Origin of the sequence: Curtobacterium sp. MCSS17_006 (genome assembly GCF_003234215.1) — a bacterium.
Lineage (GTDB): Bacteria > Actinomycetota > Actinomycetes > Actinomycetales > Microbacteriaceae > Curtobacterium > Curtobacterium flaccumfaciens.
In genome coordinates, this window is the sequence record NZ_QKSO01000001.1 from 391,407 (window position 1) to 406,780 (window position 15,374).

General features: G+C 72.7%; 15 protein-coding genes. 2 read left to right on the plus strand and 13 right to left on the minus strand.

Annotation, left to right across the window (positions count from 1 at the left end; all coding sequences use genetic code 11):
* The first annotated feature begins 155 nt into the window (after nucleotides 1-155).
* Nucleotides 156-1,853, plus strand: coding sequence for a phosphatase PAP2 family protein (locus DEJ21_RS01965; protein WP_111223523.1), 1,698 nt, complete (start codon nucleotides 156-158; stop codon nucleotides 1,851-1,853).
* A 51-nt stretch (nucleotides 1,854-1,904) separates the two neighbouring features.
* Here DEJ21_RS01965 and DEJ21_RS01970 read toward each other — a convergent pair whose 3' ends face one another.
* A complete protein-coding gene (locus DEJ21_RS01970; protein WP_111223524.1) occupies nucleotides 1,905-2,402 on the minus strand; it encodes a MarR family winged helix-turn-helix transcriptional regulator in 498 nt (165 codons plus the stop codon).
* A 96-nt stretch (nucleotides 2,403-2,498) separates the two neighbouring features.
* Here DEJ21_RS01970 and DEJ21_RS01975 point away from each other — a divergent pair, with 96 nt between their 5' ends.
* Nucleotides 2,499-3,440: an EamA family transporter gene (locus DEJ21_RS01975; protein WP_111223525.1), complete on the plus strand. Its 942-nt coding sequence runs from the start codon at nucleotides 2,499-2,501 to the stop codon at nucleotides 3,438-3,440.
* On the opposite strand, the gene DEJ21_RS01980 is transcribed toward DEJ21_RS01975, so the two are convergent.
* The 12 genes from DEJ21_RS01980 to DEJ21_RS02035 form a co-directional block, all read right to left on the minus strand.
* Nucleotides 3,400-3,771 (minus strand): hypothetical protein, encoded by a 372-nt coding sequence (locus DEJ21_RS01980; RefSeq protein ID WP_146247682.1) that lies wholly within the window; start codon nucleotides 3,769-3,771, stop codon nucleotides 3,400-3,402. The two genes, DEJ21_RS01975 and DEJ21_RS01980, sit on opposite strands and share 41 nt — an antisense overlap.
* A gap of 296 nt (nucleotides 3,772-4,067) precedes the next feature.
* The gene (locus tag DEJ21_RS01985; protein ID WP_111223527.1) at nucleotides 4,068-4,781 is read right to left on the minus strand and encodes an NADPH-dependent F420 reductase; all 714 of its coding nucleotides are present in this window, start codon (nucleotides 4,779-4,781) and stop codon (nucleotides 4,068-4,070) included.
* Between the two features lie 27 nt (nucleotides 4,782-4,808).
* Nucleotides 4,809-5,402 carry a TetR/AcrR family transcriptional regulator gene (locus DEJ21_RS01990; RefSeq protein ID WP_111223528.1) on the minus strand — a complete coding sequence of 198 codons (594 nt, stop codon included), beginning with the start codon at nucleotides 5,400-5,402 and terminating at the stop codon, nucleotides 4,809-4,811.
* Between the two features lie 104 nt (nucleotides 5,403-5,506).
* The gene (locus DEJ21_RS01995) at nucleotides 5,507-5,848 is read right to left on the minus strand and encodes a hypothetical protein (RefSeq protein ID WP_111110199.1); all 342 of its coding nucleotides are present in this window, start codon (nucleotides 5,846-5,848) and stop codon (nucleotides 5,507-5,509) included.
* A 49-nt stretch (nucleotides 5,849-5,897) separates the two neighbouring features.
* On the minus strand, nucleotides 5,898-6,428 hold the full coding sequence (locus tag DEJ21_RS02000; RefSeq protein ID WP_111223529.1) for a DUF6611 family protein: 531 nt from the start codon (nucleotides 6,426-6,428) through the stop codon (nucleotides 5,898-5,900).
* Complete coding sequence (locus DEJ21_RS02005) at nucleotides 6,425-6,985, minus strand: hypothetical protein (RefSeq protein ID WP_146247683.1); 561 nt, start codon at nucleotides 6,983-6,985, stop codon at nucleotides 6,425-6,427. Before DEJ21_RS02005 ends, DEJ21_RS02000 begins: the two co-directional genes overlap by 4 nt.
* An 85-nt stretch (nucleotides 6,986-7,070) precedes the next feature.
* On the minus strand, nucleotides 7,071-7,664 hold the full coding sequence (locus tag DEJ21_RS02010; protein ID WP_111223531.1) for a biotin transporter BioY: 594 nt from the start codon (nucleotides 7,662-7,664) through the stop codon (nucleotides 7,071-7,073).
* A 30-nt stretch (nucleotides 7,665-7,694) separates the two neighbouring features.
* Nucleotides 7,695-8,387, minus strand: coding sequence for a TetR/AcrR family transcriptional regulator (locus DEJ21_RS02015; RefSeq protein WP_111028703.1), 693 nt, complete (start codon nucleotides 8,385-8,387; stop codon nucleotides 7,695-7,697).
* A gap of 26 nt (nucleotides 8,388-8,413) precedes the next feature.
* Nucleotides 8,414-10,132, minus strand: a complete 1,719-nt coding sequence (locus tag DEJ21_RS02020; RefSeq protein WP_111223532.1) for an allophanate hydrolase — start codon at nucleotides 10,130-10,132, stop codon at nucleotides 8,414-8,416.
* Nucleotides 10,129-13,827, minus strand: a complete 3,699-nt coding sequence (gene uca, locus DEJ21_RS02025) for an urea carboxylase (RefSeq protein ID WP_220036546.1) — start codon at nucleotides 13,825-13,827, stop codon at nucleotides 10,129-10,131. Before uca ends, DEJ21_RS02020 begins: the two co-directional genes overlap by 4 nt.
* Complete coding sequence (locus DEJ21_RS02030) at nucleotides 13,824-14,528, minus strand: urea amidolyase associated protein UAAP2 (RefSeq protein WP_111223533.1); 705 nt, start codon at nucleotides 14,526-14,528, stop codon at nucleotides 13,824-13,826. The genes uca and DEJ21_RS02030 overlap by 4 nt, the downstream gene beginning before the upstream one ends.
* On the minus strand, nucleotides 14,528-15,367 hold the full coding sequence (locus DEJ21_RS02035) for an urea amidolyase associated protein UAAP1 (protein ID WP_111032603.1): 840 nt from the start codon (nucleotides 15,365-15,367) through the stop codon (nucleotides 14,528-14,530). Before DEJ21_RS02035 ends, DEJ21_RS02030 begins: the two co-directional genes overlap by 1 nt.
* Nucleotides 15,368-15,374 lie beyond the last annotated feature (7 nt).

Below are 15,374 nucleotides of genomic sequence, written 5' to 3' on the forward strand. Positions count from 1 at the left end.
CCATGCGCCGGTTCCAGATCGCTGTTCCGAGACGTCGGGCCCGCACGGTGCTGGGGGTCGTGGCGGTGGCGTGCGCCGTGTCCTTGATCGCTCCGGCGGGAGCATCTGCGGCGACACAGCGGACCGCGCCGCGTCCGGGCGCCTACGGGTACTTCGTGGACACCTACAAGACGAACACCCCTGCCGCCACGACGCCGGAGACGAACGCCGCGACCGGGGTGCTGTCGCAGTTCGGCACCCTGTGGAGCCCGGGATCGTCGTGGGACAACGGGGTCGCAACCAGTGCCGCAGCGCAGTGGATCCTGGACTCGAACATCGCGCAGGCAGCGCGGACCACGCAGACCCGCACGGAGGCGCAGGGGCACGAGGCGTACCTGATCGACCGACGGAACCAGAGCTACTCGGCCATCGCGGGGTTCGGTGACCTGTCCGACGCGGTGCGGACCGCGACGAACGCCGGCACCACGATCCCCGACGAGATCCCGGCGGATGCCACGACGAAGCAGTACGTCGACCAGGGCAACGCGAAGGGCTTGTGGGCGGACACCGATTCGGAGCTCGGCGACGTCGTCCAGCTGGTGAACACGCTGCGTGGCGACTACTCCTCTGCCAGCAACGCGAAGAAGTACTACCAGTACGCGCGGCCGTACCGGCAGAGCCAGGACGTGCAGGTCCTGCCGCAGCTCGTCCCCGAGAAGTCCCCGACGCCCGCCACCGACGGCGGGTTCCCGAGCGGACACACCAACGCCGGCTACCTGGCCTCCCTGGCGTTCGCGTACGCGTACCCGGAGAAGTACACCGAGCTCCTCGCCAACGGCTCGGAGATCGGCAACAGTCGGATCGTCGCGGGGATGCACTCACCGCTCGACGTCATGGGAGGACGAGTGCTGGCGACTGCGCTGGCGGCGGCCATCCTGGACGACCCGGCCAACACGCAGCTCGAGCAGCAGGCGCACCAGCAGGCGGAGAAGGTGCTCACCGCCGCCAGCCCGAGCGCCGTCGATCGCTACGCGGACTACGCGTCGGACAAGAAGGACTACCGCGGGCGTCTGACGTACGGGTTCACGCGGACCGGCACGAAGACGATCCCCGCCACGGTGCCGAAGGGTGCTGAAGCGCTCCTGCGGACCCGCCTGCCGTACCTCAGCGACGCCCAGATCCGAGAGGTGCTCCGGACGACCGCGCTGCCGTCGGGCTACCCCCTGCTGGACGACGCGGAAGGGTGGGGGCGACTCGACCTCTTCTCGGCAGCGTCCGGCTACGGAGCGTTCGACAGCGCGGTGACGGTCTCGATGGACGCCGCAGAGAAGGGCCTGGACGCCGCCGACACCTGGCGCAACAACATCGGCGGGAAGGGGTCGCTGACCAAGCGGGGTACAGGCACCCTCACCCTCGCTGGCTCGAACCGCTACACCGGCGGCACCGTCGTCCGCGGTGGGACGCTGATCGCGGACTCCGCTGCTGCTCTGGGCAAGGGGTCGGTGACCACTGTCTCCGGCACGCTCGCCGAGGCCAGCACGAGGGTGATCCGCATCGGCCGCGACCTGACGCAGCGCTCGCACGCCGCACTGTCGCTGAGTGTCTCCGGGCCCCGTCCTGCCCTGCGCGTCGAGGGCACGGCGTCGTTCGGTGGGACGCTGCGGGTGCACGTCGCCAAGGGCACGGCCGTGGCGAACGACGTGGTCCTGATCACGGCGGACCGGATCGCGAAGGGCTCGAGTTTCAGCCGGGTCCGCGTCGCCGGCCTGCCCGCCGGGTACGAGCCCGTGGTGGAGCGCTACGGCAACGAACTGCACCTCGTCAACGCCAACGCGACGAAGCACGGCCACGGCCGGGGCCACGGCGCCGCCTGAAGCGGAGCGCGTCAGGTCGGCCCCGAGTGCGGCCGGCACGACGGGCTGTGCTCAGGCCGCCCCGTCACCGAGGCCGAGCAGCAGCTTCCGGAGGAGCCCGGCCAGCTGCTGCTCCTCGTCGCTGCTCAGCGTGCTGAGGAGCGCCCGTTCGTTCTCGACGTGCCGGGCCAGCGCCGCGTCCACCACCGTCAGCCCGTGATCGGTCAACGTGACCAGCACGCTCCGCCGGTTCGCGGGGTCGGTCTCCCGCGTGACGTAGCCCTTCGCGACGAGCCGGTTCAAGCGGTTCGTGACGGCGCCCGAGGTCACCATCGTGGCGGCGAGCATCTGTCCGACGGCCAGCCGATGTGGCGATCCCGAACGTCGGAGGGTCGCGAGGAGGTCGAACTCACCCGGCAGCAGGTCGTGCTCAGCGAGGACGGCGCCGACCCTCCGGTCGAGGATCGCTTCGGCGCGCCCGATGCGCCCGATGACGGCCATCGCGCGGACGTCGAGGTCTGGTCGTTCCCGGCCCCACTGGGCCACGACTCGATCGACGGCATCCTCCATCGGACCACTCCTTCACGCTGAACTGTTCGACGCGAGCCTATCGGGGCCATAATGTCTCAGCGTTGAGAAGTTCAGCATGAAGGAAACGAGGCTCCGATGACCGATCGCTCGCTGTCCACGTCGGCGGCGGCCGGCCTCACGCTCAGCGCGGCAGTGGCGCCGATCGTGTGGGGGTCGACCTACGTGGTCACCACCGAGCTCCTGCCCGCCGATCACCCGATGACGGCGAGTGTCCTCCGTGCGCTCCCCGCCGGCCTGCTGCTGCTCGCGCTCCGGCCGGGAGTCCCACCGCGGGGCTGGCGCCTCCGGACGTTCGTGCTCGGCATGCTCAACATCGGGTGCTTCTTCCCGCTGCTGTTCGTCGCGGCCGACCGGCTGCCGGGTGGCTTGGCGGCCATCGTCGGTGCGCTCCAGCCGCTCGTCGTCGTGGCCCTCACCCTGGCGCTGCGGTGGGGACGGCCCGCGATCACCCACGTGGTGTGGGGAGTCGTGGCCCTGGTGGGCGTCGCGCTCGTCTCCCTCAGCGGAGGTGCCGTGTTCGACGTGCTCGGGCTCGGCGCGGCGGCGCTCGGGACGGTGTCCATGGCACTGGGGCTCCTGCTCACTCGTTGGTGGGGCACCCCGGAGGGCACACACCCCCTGACCTCGACCGCGTGGCAACTCATCGTCGGGGGCGTGGTGATCGCCCCGCTCATCCCGATCGTCGACAGCGGGCCGTGGCAGCCGACCACCGCCGGGTACGCGGGGTACGCCTGGCTCACGCTGGTCGGTGGTGCCCTGGCCTACAGCGTCTGGTTCCGAGGCGCACGGGCGCTGCCGTCGGCGCGGATCGCGTTGTTGGGCGTCCTCAGTCCGTTGACCGCTGCAGTGCTCGGGTGGGTCGTCCTCGGCCAGGTGCTGTCGCCGCTGCAGATCGTCGGCTTCGTCGTCGCGCTCCTCGGTTCCCTGGGTGGGCAGCTCGGACGAGCGGTGTCTCGGGAGACTCCTCCCGAGCCGCTCAGCCGTAGATCGAGTCCGGGATCTCCGGGCAGGCGGTGACGAGCTCGTAGTACTGGGACTGCGGCAGATCGACCGACCGGTACGGCGACCACGCCCCGTCGCTGTCGACGAACTCCTGCTCGCTCGGGCCACGCTCCACCGAGATGCCGCGGTCCTGCAGGCACTTCGTGAGCTCTCCCGTGGAGTAGCGGTAGAGCCACTCCAGCTGGGACTCGTTGAAGGCAGTCTGGTACTTCGCGGCCATGGGGTACTCGACACCGCACGTGTACTCGGCGACCGCGAACCGCTCGGACTGTTCCGCCGGCACCTGTCCGGAGACGAGGCTCGCGTCGGGCATCGCCTTCGCCTGCGGGAACCCCGCGGCGCTCATGCAGCGTTCCTGCGTCGGGGCCCAGTCGGCGTGCGAGACGGTCCGGACGCGGTCGACCACCGGCCGCTCGAGCCTCGGATGGCGTGACTCGACCAGCTGCCATGCCTGATCGGCGTTCGCGTCGAGGATGGTCTCCGCTCGCGCCGCGCTCAGCGCATCGGGCTCCGGCCCGGAGGCAGCCCCAGGCGTGGCACATGCGGACAATCCGGTGACCACTGCGATGCAGACCACGCCCGCTGCTGCAGTGAGGAGCTGATGGTTTCGTCGTCGCAAGTGTCCCCCTGGAGCCGCGATCGTCAGAACTGCCGGTTCGCCACATCCGCCCGGTGCGACACCGCCAGTATGTCCCGCAGCCGCTCCGCGGGCAACGGTGCTCCCTGATCCGCCAGGTAGTCCGCCGCGAACCCCTCGGCACTCGCCGCGTAGATCGCCGTGTACGCCCCGGACTCCGGCTCGAAGCGCCACGACTCGGCAAGGGTCCCGGCGTCCACGGTGTCGAACCCGAGCAGCTGCACGAGCTCGGCGACCACGGCCTCGGCCTGCTCGTCGTCGCCCGCGATCGGCAGTGCGGTGCGGGGCGTGGAGCCGGCGAGGATCGGGATGTGGTGCGCGACGATGTTGTTGAACGCCTTGACGATCCGCGTGCCGGGCAGGAGCGTCTGCTCGTACTCCGCCGTGGTCGTCGCGAGGGTGTCGAGCTGCTCGATCCGGCCGTCGCGAACGGGGTAGTAGTTGCCCGTCGACAGCACGGTCCGCCCGGCGAAGGCGTCGAGGTCGGGGGCGAGTGCCGGGTAGGCGGTGAGCGGGATCGCGAGGACGGGCACGTCGCCGAACTCGACGGCCTGTCGCACGGTGCCGGCCTGGGCGTGCGGGCCGAGCTCGGCGACGAGGTCCTGCAGCGACTCGGGGCCGCGCGAGTTCGCGATGAGGACGTCGAGGTCGGCGGCGACGGCCAGGCGCGCGATCGCGGTGCCGATGGCTCCGCTGCCGATGATGCCGATGCGGTTCATGTGGTGCCCTTTCAACAGTGGTGGAGGTCAGGGGAGAGCAGGGGCTTCCCAGCCGCGCCTCGACAGGGCGGAGAGCGCGGCGGACGACGAGTCGTCGGCCATCGCGGCACCCCGGACCCAGCTGGTCGCCAACGCGGCGAGGAACAGGTCCCGCGCGCGGACGTCGGCACGTGCACGACCGGCACGCTGCGCGGCGCGGAGGAACTCGTCCGTGGTGGTGATGAACCCCTGGCACGTCAGGGCGAGCGGCGACGAGTCGGACGAGGCGGCGGCGCGGAGCGGTTCGGGCAGCCCGTCGAACGTGCTCGCCCACTCAGTGACCGCGTCGAACCAGCCCTGCAGGGCGTCGCCGGTGTCCACGGAGCCGTCGCGCAGTGCTTCGCGACGGGCCACCAGGTGCTCGTCGCGCGCGGCGAGGAGTTCGGCGAGCAGGGCCTCGCGCGTGGGGAAGTGCCGGTACAGGGTGCCGGCGCCGACGCCGGCCTGCTTGGCGATCGCGTCGAGCGAGCCGGTCACGCCGTGCTCGGTGAACGCGCGCTCGGCGACCCGCAGGATGTGGTCTCGGTTGCGGAGCGCGTCGGCGCGCGGTGCGCGCCCGGCGGGAGCGGCCTGCTCGGGCATGGCGGGCCTCCAGGCTGTGGCGTCGAGTACCGGAGAGGCTCTCCGGAATCACCACAGTACAGGAGACCCTCTCCGTTTCGTCGCGGAAGCGCGACGCCCGGGCGTCAGTGCTCCTCGGCGGCCTCCGCCGCGTCCGCCAGGTCCGACCGCGTGTTCGCGTGGATCGGCTCGCTGTGCCCGAAGGTCTTCGCGGCGGCGCGCAGCCGCCCGACGAACTCCCCGTTGTCCATCTCGAGTTCGTCCTCTTCCGCGTCCTCGATGACGATCTCGCTCGAGGGTCCGATGAGGATCTTCGTGGTGGTCATCGTCCCGTCGTCGGCGACGGCGGGCACGTCGACGGTGTCCGCTCGGTCCCCGCCTGCGAGGGCCGCGGCGTACTCGATCACGGCGTCGGCGACGTCGTCACCGACCAGGATCGTGGTGGCGTCGTAGTGGATGTGCTTCATCGCGTACTCCTTCCCGGACCCATACAAACGCGCGGCGCGGGAACCGGCTTCAGGATGACCGCTGCACGCGGTGGTCCGGGTCCGGGGACTCCAGGGCGTTCCACACGTCGCCCCAGATCAGCTCGAAGTCGACGGGGCGGATGCGGTCGGCCCGGAGCGCCTGCTCCAGGATCGACAGCGCGTCCAGGGAGCCGGTGAGCAGGCGTTCGTCGCCGTGGACCTCGCGGCGTCCGTCGCCCAGGAACGTCGTCACGGTGACGGACCGCACCCGCGGTCGCAGCGTGCGGGTGGCGCGGGCGAGGACCGCGAAGCCGCCGCCGTAGACGAGCAGCGCGGTGGTCGTGCCGACGGCGGGGACCGAGACGGCGAGCACCAGGGCGGCGAGGGCGACGACCGCCCCGACGGCCGGCCAGACGTGCCAGGCACGCAGCAGCCGGCGCTCGCCGGTGGTCGTGCCGGGCGGGAACACGACGAGGGTCCGCGAGCTCCACAGCGTCCGCCCGACGGGGCGGATCGTGTACCGGCCCCACAGGTGGGTGCCGTCGAGCAGCCGGGTGCGGACCGGCAGCGCGACGGTCATCGACCCACCGGCGCGAGTTCGGTGCGCACCGGCGCGAGTTCCGCCCGGACCGGCTCGACGACGTCGCGGTGCCGGACGGTCGCCAGGCACGGGAAGCAGACCAGGTCGCCTTCGCGGACGTCGGCGGGCAACGGAGCCGGGAGGCGGTGGAACGGACCGTCGGCCTGACCGTCACAGCGGGTGACGACGTACATCGGGGAGAGGGGAGCGGTGCTCCGGCGTCCGATCAGGCGCACCTGGTCGAGCACGGCGCAGGTCGGCAGGACCGCGTCCAGTTCCAGGAGCACCACCCCGGTCCGCGGTCGCCGCACACGGGTGACCGACGCGACGGCGACGCTCACGTCGCGGGGCGCCCACCCGCGCGGACGGTACCGGGGCGGGGACTGCTCGGCGGTGTGCACGGTCGGGGTGCCGGTGAGGTCGGCGAGCCGGACCATCGAGATCGCCGAGACCAGCAGGTCGTCGGTGGTCGCGACGGTGTGGGCCGGCCAGAGGAACGGGTCCATCGGATCGGGGAGCGACGCGCGGAGCGTCGGCATGATCGCAGTCAGTGTCACGACCTCACGCTCTCGCGCGCTCGAGCAGCGCGGAAGGCCTCCTGACGGAACCCCTACGGCCGGCGGCGGAGTCCTGACGGAGCGCTCACCGGCGGGTGGCCGAGCGAAGTGCCGCGGTCCACCCGAGCGAGATCACGCCGGCGCCGATCAGGGTCTTCACCACACCACCGAGGACGAACGGGTAGAGCCCGTACTGCAGGGTCTGCTGCAGGTCGAGGCCGAGTGCCACCGCGAGCCAGGCCATCCCGGCGACGAAGGTGACGACGGTGCCGAGGGCGAAGGACAGCAGCGCGTTCCGCAGCGGGCGGTCGCCGAAGCGCTCGGCGACCCAGCCGACCAGGGCCGCGGCGGCGACGAAGCCGACGATGTACCCGCCGGAGGGACCGACGAGTACGCCGACCCCGGTCGAACCGTCCGCGAAGACCGGCAGCCCGACGACGCCGAGCAGTGCGTAGACGAGCATCGACAGGGCACCGCGACGGGCACCGAGCGCACTGCCGACGAGCAGCACGGCCAGGGTCTGCCCGGTGATCGGGACGGGCCAGATCGGCACGGACAGCTGTGCGGCACCGGCGGTCAGCAATGCGCCGCCGAGGACCAGGGCGGTGCTGACGACGGCGGTGCGGGGGAGCAGTGCGTCGGCGAGCGGACGGTGTGCGGCGGGGGTGATCGTGGTCATGGTGACTCCTTGCAGAGGGGAGAGGGAGGGTCAGACCGCGACGGCGGCCAGCAGGGACTCGGCGTCGCGTCGGGCCTCGGCCACGGCGGCGGTGTCGAGGCCGCAGGCGCGCAGGCAGGTCGCCACGAGGGCGTCGCGGTCGGCGTCCTGCACGGGGCCGGACCGGCGGAGCTGGATGACGGTCTCGGTGATCTGGATGAGCACCGCACCGAGGCGCGACGGCGAGACACCGGCGGCGACCTCCGGGCTGGCAGCGCGCGAGCCGAGGCGCCCGTAGGCCTCCTGCAGTTCGACGCGCTCGGCCCGGAACCCGTCGTAGCGCTCGCCCTGCACCTCGGGCAGCAGGTACAGCGTGCCGATGTTGTGCGGTGTGCGGGCGAGGGTGTCCACGTCGGCGACGACCAGCGCGGCCAGGGCACCGGCTGCCGAGGCCGACTCCGGCACGAGCTGCTCGAGCCCGCGGACCAGCTCGAGGCTCGGGCGCACCGAGGTCGTGAGCAGCTCGACGAGCATGTCGTCCTTGCCGGCGAAGTGGTAGTACAGCGAGGCCTGCCGGATCCCGACCCGTTCGGCGATCGCCCGGGTCGAGGTCGCGCTGATGCCGTTCTCGACGAACAGCGCGGCGGCGGCGTCGAGGATCTGGTCGCGCGGGCTCAGGGCGGAGTCGGCGTTCGGCACGACCCGCGGTCGGCCGGGGCGCACGGGCCGGTCGTCGGGGGACATGCCCCCATCCTGACAGCCGGAGTCCGTCACGACTGCTCCCGGTACGCGCGCCAGCCGCCGTGGTGGGTGATGTCCTCGGCGCCCTCGACCGCGAACGGCTCGACCAGGAACCCGGTGACCTCGGTGCCGTCGTCGAGCGCCACGGTGCCGATCGCCATCGGTGCCGGCAGAGCCGCGACGAAGGTGCCGAAGCCGGCGGCGGGCAGGCGCCAGACCTCCCCGACGATGCCCGAGCCCGAGCCCGAGCCCGAGCCCGAGCCCGACCCCGGCCCCGGCGCAGCAGCACCGGACGCGACCGGACCCACGCGGACCAACCCGGGCTTTGGTGGCACCGTGTCGAGGGCGTACAGCCGGTAGTCGGACGCGGTGCGGGCCTCCCGGACGAACGATCCGCCGGACGCGACCAGCTGGCCGTTCAGGGGCCCGCCGCGCAGGTGCGCCCCGACGACCAGCAGGTCGACGGCCGGGGCGGCGAACGCTGCCGCCAACGCCGCCAGGCGCCGGTCGCTGAACGCCGGGCCGGTGAGCATCACGCCGAACGGCAGCCCGTCGACGACCCCGGCGGGCACGGCGAGCGAGGCCATGTCGAGCAGGTTCGCGAAGTTCGTGTACCGACCCATCCGGCTGTTCGCGCCGATCGGGTCGGCCGCGACCTGCTCGAGCGTCGGGTGCCACGTCGTCGTCGGGGTGAGCAGGGCGGTCGTGCCCTCGAGTGCAGCGCGACCCGCTGCCCCGAAGGCGTCGAGCCGTTCCTGGTCGGCGAAGAGTTCTGCGGCGGTCGGTCGTGCTCCACCGAGCACGATCGCGGCGACCGACGGGTCGAGGTCGGCACCGACCTCGTCGCGGTGGGCCTCGATGTGGGCGCCCACTGCTGCGTACCGCTCGGCGACGAACGCGCCGTCGTAGAGCAGCGACGCGGCGTCGAGCAGGGGTGCGATGTCGACCTCGACCACCTGGTGTCCGAGCGCCCGGAACCGGTCGACGGCCGCGGCGAACGCCTCGGCCCATCCGGGCGCGAGCCCCTCGAGCTGCGACGGCAGCGGCACCGCGATGCGCGGGACGGCGGGCAGGTCGGCGAGGGCGAGGTCGGGCCGCGCGAGCGGGTCGACGCCGTCCGGACCGGCCATCAGCTCGGCCGCCGTGCGCGCCAGGTCGAGCGACCGGGCGAACACCGTGACGCAGTCCTGCGAGCGACAGGCGGGGACGACGCCCGTGTTCGGCACGAGTCCCTTCGTCGGCTTCACCCCGACCAGGTTGCCGAGCGCGGCGGGCACCCGGCCGGACCCGGCGGTGTCGGTGCCGAGCGCGAAGTCGACGATGCCCAGGGCGACCGCCGTGGCGGAGCCGCTCGACGAGCCGCCGGAGATCCGCGTCGGGTCCCAGGCGTTCCGGACCGCGCCGAAGGGCGAGCGGGTGCCGACCAGGCCGGTGGCGAACTGGTCGAGGTTCGTCTTGCCGACGACGACGGCGCCGGCGGCGCGGAGCCGGGCCACGGCGGTGGCGTCGGCGGCGGGGTCGTGGGCGTAGGAGCGGGCGGCTGCGGTGGTGGGCAGGCCGGCGACGTCGATGTTGTCCTTCACGGCGAACAGCAGGCCGGCCAGGGGCAGGGACGGGTCGACGGCTTCGGCCTCGGCCAGCACGCCGGCACGGTCGCGCAGCGTGATCCAGACCTCGGGGCGGTCGACGGCGTCGATGCGGGCGAAGGCGTCGCGGACGCGGGCCGCGGCAGCGACGGCCCCGCTCACGCTGCCGCTCCGATCGCGGCGAGGACCTGGCCCGGCGCGACCTGGTCGCCCGGCTTGATGTAGACCTCGAGCACGTGGCCCGGCACCGGTGCGTGCACCATCGACTCCATCTTCATCGCCTCCACGGCCAGCAGCTTCTGCCCCTCGTCCACGCGGTCTCCCGGGCGGACGTCCACCTGCCACACGGTCGAGGTGAAGGGGGCGTACACCGCGGTCGACCCCTCGGGCACGGTCACGGCGTCGGCCACCACGGCGGCCGGTTCGTCGCGGACGTCGAACTCGCCCGATGCCCGCCACCGCTCCTTCTCCTCGCCGAACGCCTGCGCCTGCTGCGCCCGGAAGTCCGCGATGGACCCGGCGTTGTCGGCCAGGAACCGGTTGTACGACGCGATCGAGAACTCGCCCTCGACGGTCTCGAACGAGCCCCGTCCGGCGTCCGTCTCCGCGCGCAGCTCGAGCAGCTCGTCGGCACCGACCGGGTACCACTCGATCCGGTCGAAGAACCGCAGCGCCCACGGGTTCTCCTGGAACAGCCCGCCCCGGCGGAACCGGTTCCAGATCTGCACGGTGCGACCGACGAACTGGTAGCCGCCCGGACCCTCCATGCCGTAGATGCACAGGTACGCGCCACCGATGCCGACGGAGTTCTCGGCGGTCCAGGTGCGGGCCGGGTTGTACTTCGTCGTGACCAGGCGGTGCCGGGGGTCGAGCGGGGTCGCGACCGGGGCACCGAGGTACACGTCGCCGAGGCCGAGCACCAGGTAGCTCGCGTCGAACACGGTGCGGAAGACGTCGTCGACGCTCTCGAGCCCGTTGATGCGACGGATGAACTCGATGTTCCACGGCGTCCACGGGGCGTCGTTCCGGACGCCGTTCATGTACCGCTCGATCGCCAGGCGGGTGGCCGGGTCGTCCCACGACAGCGGCAGCTTCACGGTGCGGGACGGCACGACGAGCTGGTCGGTCGGCGGGATCTCGTCCTCGAGTTCGCGGAGCAGCCCCGCCACGTCCCGCGCCTTGAGCACGGACGCGTCGGTGTGCACCTGCAGCGAGCGGATGCCCGGCGTGATGTCGAGGATCCCCTTCGGCGTGTGCTCCTGCAGCTTCGTCATGAGCGCGTGCACGCGCATCCGCAGCGCGATGTCGAGCGTCATGTCGCCGTACTCGACGAGCACGTTGTCGTCGCCGTCGCGTCGGTACGCGACGCTCGGCCGTACGTCGGTCGCGTCCAGGCGGGCGATCACGCCGTCGTCGCCGTCGCCTCCGGTGCGCGGCACCGTCCTGGAGGCCCGGTGCGCGTCGAGCGCGGCGGCGTCGGCTTCGCGGACGGGGACGAACCGGACCGTGTCACCCGGTCGGAGCTGGCCCAGCTTCCACAGGTCGCCGCTGGCGACCACGGCGGGGCAGACGAAGCCGCCGAGCGACGGCCCGTCCGGTCCGAGGATGATCGGGGTGTCCCCGGTGAAGTCGATCGCACCGACGGCGTACGGGGTGTCGTGGATGTTCGACGGGTGCAGGCCGGCCTCGCCGCCGTCGGTCCGCGCCCACTCCGGCCGCGGCCCGATGAGCCGGATGCCGGTGCGCGCCGAGTTGTGGTGCACGGCGTAGTCGGTGGCGTAGAAGACGTCGAGGTCGGCCCGGGTGAAGAAGTCCGGTGCGGCGTGCGGCCCCTCGGTGACTGCGATCTCCCACGCGTCGGTCAGCGCGGTGCGGCGGTCGGCCGGGGTCGGACCGCCCACCAGGCCCAGACGGGTGCCGGACGGGAACGCCGGGTGCGGGGCGTCCGAGTCCGGGGAGCCCGGGCGCAGGACGTCGCCGGCGAGCAGGGCCCGACCGGCGTGGCCGCCGAAGCCACCGAGCGTGAAGGTCGCGGTCGATCCGAGGTAGGTCGGCACGTCGAAGCCGCCGCGGACCGCCAGGTAGGTGCGGAGGCCCGGACCGGGTGCCGTGCCGATCGCCAGGGTCTGGCCGGCGCCGACCTCGACCGGCTCCCACAGCGCCACGGGCTCACCGTCGAGGGTGACCGGCGCCGGCGCTCCCGCGAGCGCGACCACCGCGGCGGCCGAGAAGCGGAGCGTCGGGCCGGTGGCGGTGACCTCGAGCGCGGGGGCACCGTCCGGGTTGCCCACGGCGCGGTTCGCCTCGGCGAAGGACGCCGCGTCGAACGGGCCGCTCGGCGGGACGCCCACCTGCCAGTACCCGACCCGGCCGGGCAGGTCCTGGATCATCGTCATGGTGCCCGGGGCGACGACGTCGATGCGCGGGTCCGGGTCCTCGGTCGCGTCGAGCGTCGAGGTGGAGTGCGTGGCGGTGCGGAGCTCGAGGTCGTCGGTCAGCGCACGCAGCAGCCCGGCGTTCGTGACGATGCCGTCGATGCGGGTGGCCGCGAGCCCGTCGCGCAGCAGCTCGAGGGCGTCGTCGCGGGTCTCCCCGGTGGCGATCACCTTGGCGAGCATCGGGTCGTAGAACGCGGACACCTCGGAGCCGGTCTCGACCCAGCCGTCGACGCGGATGCCGGTGCGCTCGCCGGATGCCGTGGTCGCGCTCGGGAACACGGCCTGGGTGACGAGGCCGCTCGAGGGCAGCGAGCCCTTCGCCGGGTCCTCGGCGTAGACGCGGGCCTCGACGGCGTGGCCGTTCGGGGCCCAGGTGCGGTCGAACACGTCGGGGTCGATGCCGGCGGCACCGTCGCGGGCCAGGCGGAGCATGAGCTCGACGAGGTCGACACCGAAGACCTCTTCCGTGACGGGGTGCTCGACCTGCAGGCGGGTGTTCACCTCGAGGAACGACGCCTCTTCGCGCACCGGGTCGTAGACGAACTCGACGGTGCCGGCGCTGCGGTACCCGACGCTCTCGGCCAGGCGGCGGGCGGACGCGTGCAGCTCGGCGCGGACGTGCTCGGGGAGCGCCGGTGCCGGGGCCTCCTCGATGACCTTCTGGTTGCGGCGCTGCAGGGAGCAGTCGCGGTCGCCGATCACCGCGACGCGGCCTTCGCCGTCGCCGAAGAGCTGGACCTCGACGTGCCGGGCGGGCCGGACCAGGCGCTCGAGGAAGATGCCGGCCGACCCGAAGTTCGCGGTCGCCAGGCGGACGACGCTCGTGTAGGCCTCGCGGACCTCGTCGAGGGTGGAGCACGCCTGCATGCCGATCCCGCCGCCGCCTCCGGTGGCCTTGAGCATGACGGGCAGCCCGATGCGCTCGGCCTCGGCCACGGCGTCGTCGACACTGGCGAGCAGCCCGGTGCCGGCGAGCATGGGGACCCCGGCGGCGGCGGCCAGCTCGCGGGCGGTGTGCTTCGCGCCGAACCGGACGATCTGGTCGGCGGTCGGCCCGACGAACCGGATGCCGGCGTCCTCGCAGGCGCGGGCGAACTCGGTGTTCTCGGACAGGAACCCGTAGCCGGGGTGCACGAGTCCGGCGCCGGTGTCCTTCGCGGCCTGCACCACCGCGTCGATGCGCAGGTACGAGTCGCGGGCGGGGGCGGGACCGAGCCGGACAGCGGTGTCGGCCTCGCGGACGTGGGGTGCTGCGCGGTCGGCGTCGGAGTAGACGGCGACGGTGCGCATGCCGAGCGCCTTTGCGGACCGGATGATGCGGCGGGCGATCTCGCCGCGGTTCGCGACGAGGACGGTGTCGGTGCTGAGGGGGGTCTGGTTCACGGTGGCGGTCCCGGTGGGGTCGGGCGCGGCGGTCACGGTTGGACCACGATCATGCGCAGCGGTGTGCAGGAGAAGTCGTTGCAGGGGTTGTTCATCTGCGGGCAGTTCGAGACGACGACGAGCACGTCCCGCTCGGCCCGGATCGCGACCCGCTTGCCGGGGGCACTCATGCCGTCGACGATCCCGAGGGCGCCGTCGGCCTCGACCGGCACGTTCATGAACCAGTTGAGGTTCGACACGATGTCGCGGGCACCGAGTCCGTGGCGGCCGGCCTCGGCCAGGAAGTTCTCGCGGCAGCCGTGCTGGTACCGGGTGTGGTGCCCGTACCGCAGGGTGTTCGACTCCTTCGAGCACGCGCCGCCGATGGTGTCCTGCCGGTCGATCTCGTTCGCGACGACGGTCATCAGCGGGCGGCCCTCGTTCGACATCAGCACGGTGCCGGTCCGGACGTACGCGTTGCCCTGTGCGGCGAGGGTGTCCGGCACGCTGTACCGCTCGTCGGGGTCGTGGGCGTCGTAGAGCAGGCAGTCGGCGCTCTGGTTGCCGCCGACGTCGACGATGGTGAGCACCTCGCCGGCGCGGACCACGGCGGACCACGGCGCCAGCGGGGCGACCCGGTCGTCACGGACCACGGCGCCCGGAACCAGGGACTCGCTCCAGTCGAGGGCGACGTCCGGGTCGTGGACGGCGCCGACCGGGACGGTGGAGGTGGGGGTGTGGGTCGTCGTGTCGGTCATCACAGGCCTCGGGCTTCCGCGTGGTCGATCGAGTTCAGGTAGGCGCGGGTGAGCTCCGGCGTCGCGGTGAACCGCTCGTCGGCCGCGGTCGTCGGAGCGCCGCGCCAGGCGTGCACCCGCAGTGGTCCGACCAAGTAGTCCGGCCGCGGGTCGATCGGGTGCGCGACGTTGGCGACCAGCACGAGCAGCGGCAGCTCGGCGACGAGCGTGACGTGGGTGCCCGCGCCGGCCGACCCAGTGAACGTCATCGCCCCCTCGGCGTCGATCCGCACGCCCTGGAAGAACGAGATGCTCGGCGGCAGGTCCCGCTTGGTGAGCCCGTGCTTGGCGGCGGCCTTCGCGAACAGCGACCGACCGCTCGGGGTGCGACCCTCGGGTGCCGCGTCGCCGTACTTCCGCTCGTTCCAGGCGTCGGTCGAGGTACCGCAGAACGCGTCGTGGTGCCCCGACGTGTCCTCGAGCACGGTCGCGAGTGCCCGGCCGTCCCCGCTCAGCAGCGGCGAACCCTGGCCCAGGTACGCCTGCCACGGGATCTTCTGGGTGTCGGCGACGTTGAGCCGTTCCCACGGTTCGAGCGCGTTGAACACCAGGACGTTGGCGCAGGCCTGACCCGTCGGGTCGTCGAACCGCAGCCGTGACCCGCGGGCCAGCACCTTGTGCGTGTACCCGCCCGGCGCCACCGTCTCGGCCCAGACGAGCTGTGCGGGGTCGACGCCCTCGGGGGCGAACGGTGACGACGACGCCGGCAGGTACGGCATGTACTCGGACTGCGATCCGGCCTGGGCGCGTGCGTCGGATCGGGAGGCGAGCACGCTGTCGGTCTGGTGGAGGTCGCGCATGGGGTTC

What these genes read in the sequence shown, in the direction of transcription:
- DEJ21_RS01970 (WP_111223524.1), bottom strand. Translation starts at nt 2,402, where the DNA reads ATGGAGGATGCCGTCGATCGAGTCGTGGCCCAGTGGGGCCGGGAACGA.
- DEJ21_RS01975 (WP_111223525.1), top strand. Translation starts at nt 2,499, where the DNA reads ATGACCGATCGCTCGCTGTCCACGTCGGCGGCGGCCGGCCTCACGCTC.
- DEJ21_RS01980 (WP_146247682.1), bottom strand. Translation starts at nt 3,771, where the DNA reads ATGAGCGCCGCGGGGTTCCCGCAGGCGAAGGCGATGCCCGACGCGAGC.
- DEJ21_RS01985 (WP_111223527.1), bottom strand. Translation starts at nt 4,781, where the DNA reads ATGAACCGCATCGGCATCATCGGCAGCGGAGCCATCGGCACCGCGATC.
- DEJ21_RS01990 (WP_111223528.1), bottom strand. Translation starts at nt 5,402, where the DNA reads ATGCCCGAGCAGGCCGCTCCCGCCGGGCGCGCACCGCGCGCCGACGCG.
- DEJ21_RS01995 (WP_111110199.1), bottom strand. Translation starts at nt 5,848, where the DNA reads ATGAAGCACATCCACTACGACGCCACCACGATCCTGGTCGGTGACGAC.
- DEJ21_RS02000 (WP_111223529.1), bottom strand. Translation starts at nt 6,428, where the DNA reads ATGACCGTCGCGCTGCCGGTCCGCACCCGGCTGCTCGACGGCACCCAC.
- DEJ21_RS02010 (WP_111223531.1), bottom strand. Translation starts at nt 7,664, where the DNA reads ATGACCACGATCACCCCCGCCGCACACCGTCCGCTCGCCGACGCACTG.
- DEJ21_RS02015 (WP_111028703.1), bottom strand. Translation starts at nt 8,387, where the DNA reads ATGTCCCCCGACGACCGGCCCGTGCGCCCCGGCCGACCGCGGGTCGTG.
- DEJ21_RS02030 (WP_111223533.1), bottom strand. Translation starts at nt 14,528, where the DNA reads ATGACCGACACGACGACCCACACCCCCACCTCCACCGTCCCGGTCGGC.
- DEJ21_RS02035 (WP_111032603.1), bottom strand. Translation starts at nt 15,367, where the DNA reads ATGCGCGACCTCCACCAGACCGACAGCGTGCTCGCCTCCCGATCCGAC.